An 8430-nucleotide genomic window follows, 5' to 3' on the forward strand; every position below is an offset into this window, starting at 1 on the left:
CTGCTGCCGCTGGGCAAGATGTGCCTGTGGGAAGGCGCGCAGGCGATCGAGTTCCGGCTGCCGGGCTAGTTCACAAGGCCGGCCGTGACGGGACAGGCCGGACTCGCCGCCTGGTATCAGTCCGACGCCAGCCGCGTCTCGGCCTCCGTGCGCTGCGCCACATAGCGGTTCACATGCGGCTTCAGGCCGAGGTTCTCGCGCAGCGTCCGTCCCTCGTACGCCGTGCGGAACCGGCCGCGACGCTGCAGTTCCGGCGTGACGAAGCCGACGAAATCCTCGCAGCCCGACGGCAGGTGCGTCGGCGTGATGTTGAAGCCGTCGCAGGCTTCGGCGTCGATCCACTCCTCCATCACGTCGGCGATGTCGGACGCCGTACCGATCACGCAGAACCCGCCGGCGCCGGCCAACTGCTCGCAAAGCTGGCGGATCGTCCAGTTGTTCTCCCGCACGCGCCGCATGATCCGTTCATGGGCGCTGCGGATCTGCGGCTCGACCTCCAGGTCCGGCACCGGGCCGTCGATCGGATAGCCGCTGAGGTCGCCCAGTTCGTTATAGGCGCGCGCCAGGCCGACCAGCGGATCGATCAGCGCCTGCAACTGGTCGAACTTGTCCTGCGCCTCCTGCCGGGTGCGGCCGACCACCGGCCGCAGCGCCGGCATGATCTTCAGATCGTCCCAATCGCGGCCGAAGCGCGCCATGCGGCCCTTCACGTCGCGGTAATAGGCCTGGGCGGCGGGGATCGAGTCCTGCACCGCATAGATGACCTCGGCCCATTGCGCGGCGATCTGGCGCCCGGGCTCCGACGCGCCGGCCTGCACCAGCACCGGCCGTCCCTGCGGCATGCAGGCGACGCTGAGCGGTCCTTTCACCTGAAAATGCTTGCCGCGATGGTCCAGCACGTGCAGCTTGCTTTCATCGTAGAACACGCTGTTCTCGCGGTCGTAGACGAAGGCGTCCGGTTCCCAGCTATCCCACAGGCCGGTGACGACCTCGACGAACTCGGCGGCGCGCTCATAGCGCGTGTCGTAGTCCAGGTGCTTGGCGCGATTGAAGTTCCGGGCTTCGGCGTCGGACCAGGAGGTGACGATGTTCCACCCTGCCCGCCCGCCGCTGATCAGGTCCAGCGTCGCGAACTTGCGGGCGATATGGTAGGGTTCGTTATAGGTGGTCGAGGCAGTCGTCACGAGGCCGATATGTTTCGTCACCGCCGCCAGCGCCGGCAGCAGCGTCATCGGCTCCATTTCCACGATCTCGTACCCGGACCGCGCCAGCGAACCCTTCGGCTCGTCTTTTTCGCGGATGCCGATGCCGTCGGCGAAGAAGATCATGTCGCACAGCCCACGCTCCGCCGCCTGCGCGCTGCGCACGTAATGATCGAAGCGCACCGTCCCGTCGACCGGCACATCCGGGTGCCGCCAGGCCGCGACGTGATAGCCGAGCCCACGGATCGACATACCGAGCTTCATCTGACGCTTGAGGGCCATGGTCGAACTCCTGCGTTACGGGTCGGCGTCAGGTGAGCATACACACGAAGATACAGCGAGATCACCCCCCAAACGACCGTATGGACGGACCTTCGTCCTTCGGGCGGCGGGAAAGGTGCCGTGGGCGTCCGATGGGACCTCCGCGCCCATGACGTCCGGCGCCGCCGCGGCACCTTGCATCGGCGTCGGAGTCGATCTTGCATTGCCCGCACCCGACCTGACGAAAGTGGACGCTCCGTGACCGATCCCGAATACGACTACATCATCATCGGCGCCGGTTCGGCCGGAGCGGTCCTGGCCAACCGGCTCAGCGAAGACCCCGGCACGCGCGTCCTGCTGCTGGAGGCAGGGCGCGACATGCGCTCGGCCGACACGCCCGAACACATACGCAGTCCCAACCCGATGCGGGCCATCGGGGACGACGATTACCGCTGGCCGCGCCTGCTCGCCCGCCGGACGGAACGGCAGGAGCCGAAGCTGCTGTGGCGCGGCCGCGCCATGGGCGGCAGCTCCACGATCAACGGCCAGATCGCGATCCGCGCCGTGCCGGACGACCTGGACCGGTGGGAGGCAGCAGGCTGCGCCGGCTGGAACTGGGCCAGCATGCTGCCCTATTTCCGCAAGCTGGAAACCGACAGGAACTTCCCCGACGCGCCCTATCACGGCGCCGACGGCCCGATCCCGGTCTATCGCGCGCCCGTTCCCGCCTGGGGCAGCGTCGACCGCGCCCTGAAGGATGCCGCCCTGGCGCTGGGCTACGGCTGGTGCGAGGACCACAACGCCCCGACCGGTTCGGGGGCCTCGCCCTATGCCATCAACAGCATCGCCGGACGCCGCGTCAGCACCAACGACGCCTACCTGGAACCGGCGCGCGGCCGCGCCAACCTGCGCATCGTCGGCGACGCGCTGGTCGACGCCCTGCACATCGAGGGCAACCGCCCGCATGCCGGCGGCGTGCGCGTCAGCATCGGCGGCGCCGAACCCGTCACGCCCCGCGCTCGGCGGGAGGTCATCGTCTGCGCCGGCGCGATCCATTCGCCGGCGATCCTGCAGCGGTCCGGCATCGGCCCGGCCGGCCTGCTGCGCGGCCTCGGCATCGCGGTCAACGCCGACCGGCCGGTGGGCGAACGCCTGCTCGACCACCCGATCGTCAGCGCCCTGCTGCACATGCGGCCGGAGGCACGGGTCGACACGCTGCAGCACCGCCATACCAATTGCTGCCTGCGCTACGGCTCGAACCTCGCCGGCGCGGGGGAGAACGACATGATCATGATCGCCGGCAACCTGACCGGCGCCACGCTCGGTCGCGAGCCGGACGCCGCCCTCGGGCGCATCGCGGTGTCGGTCTACCAGGCCTGGAGCGAGGGACATGTCCGCATCACCACGCCCGACCCAAGCGTGGATCCGGCGGTCGAGGAACGCATGCTGTCCGACGCGCGCGACCTCGTGCGCATGCGCGACGGCGTCCGCCGGCTGGAGGCGATCTGCCGCCAGGCGGCGGTGCAGGCGATCGCGACGGACGTGCAGTACGGCGTCAGCGGCCGGTCGATGGCCCAGCCGTTCGACGATGCCGAACTGGACGACTGGATCTGGTCCGAGTGCTCCGACGCGCAGCATGCCAGCGGCACCTGCCGGATGGGTGCCGCGGACGATCCCCGAACGGTGGTCGATCCCGATTGCCGCGTGATCGGCTGCACCGGCCTGCGGGTGATCGACGCCTCGATCATGCCCGAGGTGCCGCGGGCGAACACGCACCTGACGACGGTTGCGCTCGCCGAACGGATGGCCGACAGGCTGCGCGGGCGGATTTGATCTATCCTGCCGCCGCCCTATCCTGGTGCCGCCCCATCCTGGCGCCGCCCCATCCTGGTGCCACCCCATCCTGGTGCCACAATGTTCAGCCTGACCATCTCGGACCACATCATGATCGCCCACAGCATCCGCGGCGCCGAGTTCGAACCGGCGCAGGGACTGCACGGCAACACCCTGGTCGTCGAGGTCGAGTTTCGCGCCCCTGCCCTGGACAGGCTGAACTTCCTGGTCGACGTGGACCTGGCGAAGGCCGAGTTGCGCAAGGTCCTGGATGTGTTCGACTACAAGAACCTCGATGAGGTGACGTCCCTGGCCGGGCAGAACACGACCATGGAGTTCCTGTCGCGGCATCTCCACGGCCTGCTCGCCGCCGCCTGCCGGGACGGCCGGCTTGGCGAGGCCGCCCGGTCGCTTACGGCGATGAAGGTGCTGCTGCGGGAAAGCCCCCGCGCCTGGGCCTCGTTCGAGGGGCCGATCGCAGGGTGACGGCGGCCGTCACGGCCTGGCTTGTCAGCGGGTCGACGCGCGGGCGACCGGGACAAGCCCGGTCACCACACCATGGCGATCACGCCTTCCTGGTCGACGCCGCGTAGATCTCATCGATCGACCGCGCCAGCGCCGCGTTGAATTCCGCGTCGCTCATGGACGCCCGCAGTTCCTCCAGCAGCGCGCGCGAGAAGCTGGCGATCATGCCGTGGTTCTGGGCCAGTTTCTGGCACGCATCGGCGCGGGTATAGCCGCCCGACAAGGCGACGACGCGCATCACCCGGTCATGCGCGATCACCTCCTTGTACAGGTCCGGCACGCTCGGGATCGTCAGCTTCAGCATCACCTGCCGGCCCGACGGCACCTTGTCCAGGTTCCGCAGGATCGCGTCCCGCAGCAGCGCCTCCGCCTTCGGCTTGTCGGGGCTTTTGATCGACACCTCCGGCTCCAGGATCGGCATCAGCCCGTGCTTGGCGATCTGCGCCCCGATCTCGAACTGCTGGTCGGCGATCGCGGCGATCCCCGTCTCGGACGGCAGGGTGATCGTCGAGCGCATCTTGGTGCCGAAGACACCCAGCTTGGCAGCGCGTTCCAGCAGCGTGTCGAGGCCGGAGATCGGCTTCATCATGCAGACGCCGTCGGCTTCCTTCTCCAGCCCCTTGTCGACCTTCAGGAACGGCACGACGCCGCGTTCCTTCCAAAGATAGGCCGGGACCTGCTGGCCCTTGACCTCGCCGTCCATCGTGCGCTCGAACAGGATGGCGCCGATCACCTTGTCGCCGGTGAAGGACGGCGCGGTCATCACCCGGGTCCGCATCGCGTGCATGAGGGCGAACATCTCGGCCTCGTTGCCATAGGCGGTCTCGGGGATTCCGTAGAGGCGCAGCGCACCGGGCGTCGACCCGCCACTCTGATCGAGCGCGGCGAGAAAGCCTGGCGCGCCGGTGATTTGTGTTGTCATGCTCTGGGGAGCCATGGGCGTATTCCTCGACGCTGTGATGGGTCCGATATACAGGCTGGACGGCGCCGGGCCAATCCGATTGATCCGGGTCCCGCGCCGATACAGGCGCTTGTGAGCGCCGCCAAACCGAAGGTGACGAGGTGCGATGACGGATCGGATCGTTTACAAAGTCATGTCGACGGCGGAACTGGCGGCGATGCGGCGCGACGGCGCGTTCCGCGGCTCCGCCGCCGATGTCGCCGACGGCTACATCCACCTGTCCCGCGCGGTGCAACTGGCCGGGACGCTGGACAAGCACTTCGCCGGTCAGGCCGGCCTTGTCCTCGTCGCCGTGGACCTGTCGCAACTGGGGGACACGGTGCGCTGGGAGCCGTCGCGCGGCGGCCAGCTTTTCCCGCATATCCACGGCGTGCTGCCGATCGAGGCGGTGACCTGGGCCGGACCGGTGGAACGGACGCCCGATGGCGGGGTGGCGCTGCCCGGCGAAGCGGGGCATTGAACCCGACGGACCAGGCGGGACGGACGATGCGGGTTTGCCGTTCGGTTTCCCCGCGCCATAAAGTCGCCCGGCCCGATACGACAGGGCCACAGACCCATGAGCCAGATTCCACAGGGAGCGCGGCGTGCCATCCACCGTCCAGCAACCGGTCACCGCCAGACTCACGCGCGCGGCCATCTTCCTCGTCGCGACGATCAGCCCCGGACCGGAGCATGACGCGGCGGTACGGGGCCTGTGCGCCGACCTGGCCGCGCTGGTCCGCGCCGTCGGCTTCCGCGACCTCGACGGCCAGGTCTCGTGCATCCTGGGGATCGGCGCCGACGCCTGGGACCGGCTGTTCGGGGCGCCGAAGCCCAAGGACCTGCATCCGTTCCGCGAAATCCACGGCCACCATCACGCCGTCTCGACGCCGGGCGACGTGCTGTTCCACATCCGCGCCGCCCGCATGGACCTGTGCTTCGAACTGGCCACCCAGATCACCACGCGGCTGGGCGACGCGGTCCACGTCGTCGACGAGGTGCACGGCTTCAGCTATTTCGACGACCGCGACCTGATCGGCTTCGTCGACGGCACCGAGAACCCGGTGGAGCAGGCCGCGATCGACGCCACCGTCATCGGCGCGGAAGACGCCGGGTTCGCCGGCGGCAGCTATGTGATCGTGCAGAAATACCTGCACGACCTGGCCCGCTGGAACATGCTGCCGGTCGAGGAGCAGGAACGGATCATCGGACGCAAGAAACTGTCCGACATCGAACTGGACGACGCCGTGAAGCCGACCTCGGCGCACAACGCGCTGACGACGATCATCGAGGACGGCGAGCAGTTGGAGATCCTGCGCGACAACATGCCGTTCGGGAACGTCGGGAGCGGCGCGTTCGGCACCTATTTCATCGGCTACGCCCGGTCGCCGACGCGGATCGAAACGATGCTGACCAACATGTTCGTCGGCCGCCCGCCCGGGAACTACGACCGGCTGCTGGATTTCAGCCGCGCCGTCACCGGCACGCTGTTCTTCATACCGTCGGCGAGTTTTCTCGAAACCGTCACGGCGGCCGCGCCGCCACCACCGAACCCGCCCGATACCAACGAGATCAAGGACGGACCCCCGTCGTCGTCCGACGGGTCGCTTGGCATCGGTTCACTGAAGGAAGGAAGCTAGACGTGAACAACCTCTATCGGGACCTCGCCCCGATCTCCGACGCTGCCTGGGCCGAGATCGAGGAGGAAGCGCGCCGCACCCTCAAGCGCCACCTGGCGGCGCGGCGGGTGATGGACGTCGTCGGCCCCAGGGGCGTCGACTTTTCCGCCGTCGGTACCGGCCATCTCCGCCAGGTCGAGACGCCGGGTGACGGTGTCCAGGCCACGCAGCGCCTGGTGCAGGCGCTGGTGGAGTTCCGCGTCCCGTTCCAGCTCTCGCGCCAGGCGATCGACGACGTCGAACGCGGCTCGACGGACTCCGACTGGGACGCGGTGAAGGAAGCGGCGCGCAGGATCGCCTTCGCCGAGGACCGCGCGGTGTTCGAGGGCTATGCCGCCGGCGGGATCCAGGGCGTCCGGTCCGGCCTCAGCAATCCGGGGCTGACGCTGCCCGCCAAGGCGAAGGACTATCCGGCGACGGTGGCGCAGGCGCTCAGCCGGCTGCGCCTTGCCGGCGTCAACGGCCCCTACATGCTGGTCCTGGGCGCCGAACAATATGCGGCCGTGCAGGGCGCGAGCGACGACGGGTATCCGGTCCTGGAGCACGTCCGCGAACTGGTGGACGGCGAGGTCGTCTGGGCCCCCGCCATCGCGGGCGGCTTCCTGCTGTCCACCCGCGGCGGCGATTTCGAGCTGGATATCGGGCAGGATTTCTCGATCGGCTACCTGTCCCACGCGGCGGCGACCGTCGATCTTTACCTGCAGGAGACGTTCACCTTCCGGGTGCTGACGACCGAGGCCGGCGTCGCCCTGGCCCCCGCGGAGGGCGCGCCCGCACAGGCGTAGCAGCGGGCGGACCTTGCGCTCGCGTCGTGGCCGGGGCTTGGCCCAGCCATGACGCGAAGGTCCGTGGCGCAAAGGTCCGTGGCGCAAAGGTCCGTGACGCGAAGGTCCGTGGCGCAAAGGTCCGTGGCGCGCAGGTTCAGGGCGCGAAGGTTCAGGGCGCGAAGGTCCAGGGCGCGGGGGCCCATGACACCGGTGCGCAGCGGGCTGCCGGCCTACCCCCCGGCGGTCGGAAGCGTCTCCGCCAGCCGGCCCCCCAGCCGTACCGGCGCGATCCGCTTCGCCAGACCGGTCGCGTCGTCCGTCTCCAGGAACACGCCGCAGACCGTGGACGCCCCTTCGGCCGGCTGCAGCTTCTCGCCCGGCGTCTTGCGCCAGAACCGCGCCATCGCCTCGGCCTTGCCCATGCCGATGACGCTGTCGTAGTCGCCGCACATACCGGCGTCCGACTGGAACCCGGTCCCGTTCGGCAGGATCTGCGCGTCCGCGCTGGGGCAATGCGTATGCGTGCCGACCACGCATGACACCTGGCCGTCGAGGAAATGCGCGAACGCCATCTTCTCGCTGGTCGCCTCGGCGTGGAAATCCACGAAGATCGCCTGCACGCTGCCGCCCAGGCGATGGCTGTTCATCACCTCGGCGATGCCGCGGAACGGGCAGTCCAGCGGGTCCATGAACAGCCGGCCCATGGCCTGGACCACCAGCGCCTTCCGCCCGTCCGGCAGCGGGACCATCACCGCCCCCTGCCCCGGCGTGCCGGGCGGATAGTTCAGCGGCCGGATCAGGCGCGGCGTCTGGGCGATGAACGGGATGATGTCCTTGCGGTCCCAGGCATGGTTGCCCAGCGTCAGGACGTCCGCCCCGGCCTCGAACAGGGAGCGGGCGATCTCGGCGCTCAGGCCGTAGCCGTGGGAGGCGTTCTCGGCGTTCACCACGGCCAGCTCGATCCCCAAGGCACGGCGCAGCTCGGGCAGCCTGGCGATCACCGCCTCACGGCCCGTGCGGCCGACGATGTCGCCGAGGAACAGGATTCTCATGACCCCAACCCTAAGCGGTCCCGCCGTCCGATGCCTAGTCCGCCCGCCGCCAGCACCGCGACCACCAGCAGGTTGGCGCCCGCCGCGATCCGCAGCACGCCGCCCGCCCCGAACCCCGCGCCCGCCAGCCCGGCCGCCGCCGCGGCGCCCGCGACCATGAACAGCGCGTTC

General features: G+C 69.2%; 8 protein-coding genes. 5 read left to right on the plus strand and 3 right to left on the minus strand.

Annotated features, from left to right (window positions below; translation table 11 throughout):
- Window positions 1-116: 116 nt before the first annotated feature.
- Window positions 117-1484 (minus strand): LLM class flavin-dependent oxidoreductase, encoded by a 1368-nt coding sequence (locus VHB27_RS03265; protein WP_325597493.1) that lies wholly within the window; start codon window positions 1482-1484, stop codon window positions 117-119.
- Between the two features lie 237 nt (window positions 1485-1721).
- Between VHB27_RS03265 and VHB27_RS03270 the strand changes: the two genes are divergently transcribed.
- Both VHB27_RS03270 and VHB27_RS03275 read left to right on the plus strand, forming a co-directional pair.
- Window positions 1722-3296: a GMC family oxidoreductase gene (locus VHB27_RS03270; RefSeq protein WP_325597494.1), complete on the plus strand. Its 1575-nt coding sequence runs from the start codon at window positions 1722-1724 to the stop codon at window positions 3294-3296.
- 81 nt (window positions 3297-3377) lie between these two features.
- Complete coding sequence (locus VHB27_RS03275) at window positions 3378-3782, plus strand: 6-pyruvoyl trahydropterin synthase family protein (RefSeq protein ID WP_325597495.1); 405 nt, start codon at window positions 3378-3380, stop codon at window positions 3780-3782.
- A 79-nt stretch (window positions 3783-3861) separates the two neighbouring features.
- On the opposite strand, the gene VHB27_RS03280 is transcribed toward VHB27_RS03275, so the two are convergent.
- Window positions 3862-4758 (minus strand): fructose bisphosphate aldolase, encoded by an 897-nt coding sequence (locus tag VHB27_RS03280; protein ID WP_408903969.1) that lies wholly within the window; start codon window positions 4756-4758, stop codon window positions 3862-3864.
- A 130-nt stretch (window positions 4759-4888) separates the two neighbouring features.
- Between VHB27_RS03280 and VHB27_RS03285 the strand changes: the two genes are divergently transcribed.
- The 3 genes from VHB27_RS03285 to VHB27_RS03295 all read left to right on the plus strand — a co-directional run bounded on the left by VHB27_RS03285 (window position 4889) and on the right by VHB27_RS03295 (window position 7225).
- The gene (locus tag VHB27_RS03285) at window positions 4889-5242 is read left to right on the plus strand and encodes a DUF952 domain-containing protein (RefSeq protein ID WP_325597497.1); all 354 of its coding nucleotides are present in this window, start codon (window positions 4889-4891) and stop codon (window positions 5240-5242) included.
- Between the two features lie 124 nt (window positions 5243-5366).
- Entirely contained in the window at window positions 5367-6401 is a 1035-nt protein-coding gene (locus tag VHB27_RS03290; RefSeq protein ID WP_325597498.1) for a Dyp-type peroxidase, read from the plus strand.
- A 2-nt stretch (window positions 6402-6403) separates the two neighbouring features.
- The gene (locus tag VHB27_RS03295) at window positions 6404-7225 is read left to right on the plus strand and encodes a family 1 encapsulin nanocompartment shell protein (protein WP_325597499.1); all 822 of its coding nucleotides are present in this window, start codon (window positions 6404-6406) and stop codon (window positions 7223-7225) included.
- 212 nt (window positions 7226-7437) lie between these two features.
- On the opposite strand, the gene VHB27_RS03300 is transcribed toward VHB27_RS03295, so the two are convergent.
- The gene (locus VHB27_RS03300) at window positions 7438-8259 is read right to left on the minus strand and encodes a TIGR00282 family metallophosphoesterase (RefSeq protein WP_325597500.1); all 822 of its coding nucleotides are present in this window, start codon (window positions 8257-8259) and stop codon (window positions 7438-7440) included.
- Window positions 8260-8430: the final 171 nt, after the last annotated feature.

This window comes from Rhodopila sp. (assembly GCF_035548235.1).
Lineage (GTDB): Bacteria > Pseudomonadota > Alphaproteobacteria > Acetobacterales > Acetobacteraceae > Rhodopila.

Bases quoted from the DNA above. Each gene is read 5' to 3' on its own strand.
- VHB27_RS03265 (WP_325597493.1), bottom strand. From the start codon at position 1,484: ATGGCCCTCAAGCGTCAGATGAAGCTCGGTATGTCGATCCGTGGGCTC.
- VHB27_RS03275 (WP_325597495.1), top strand. From the start codon at position 3,378: ATGTTCAGCCTGACCATCTCGGACCACATCATGATCGCCCACAGCATC.
- VHB27_RS03280 (WP_408903969.1), bottom strand. From the start codon at position 4,758: ATGGCTCCCCAGAGCATGACAACACAAATCACCGGCGCGCCAGGCTTT.
- VHB27_RS03285 (WP_325597497.1), top strand. From the start codon at position 4,889: ATGACGGATCGGATCGTTTACAAAGTCATGTCGACGGCGGAACTGGCG.
- VHB27_RS03300 (WP_325597500.1), bottom strand. From the start codon at position 8,259: ATGAGAATCCTGTTCCTCGGCGACATCGTCGGCCGCACGGGCCGTGAG.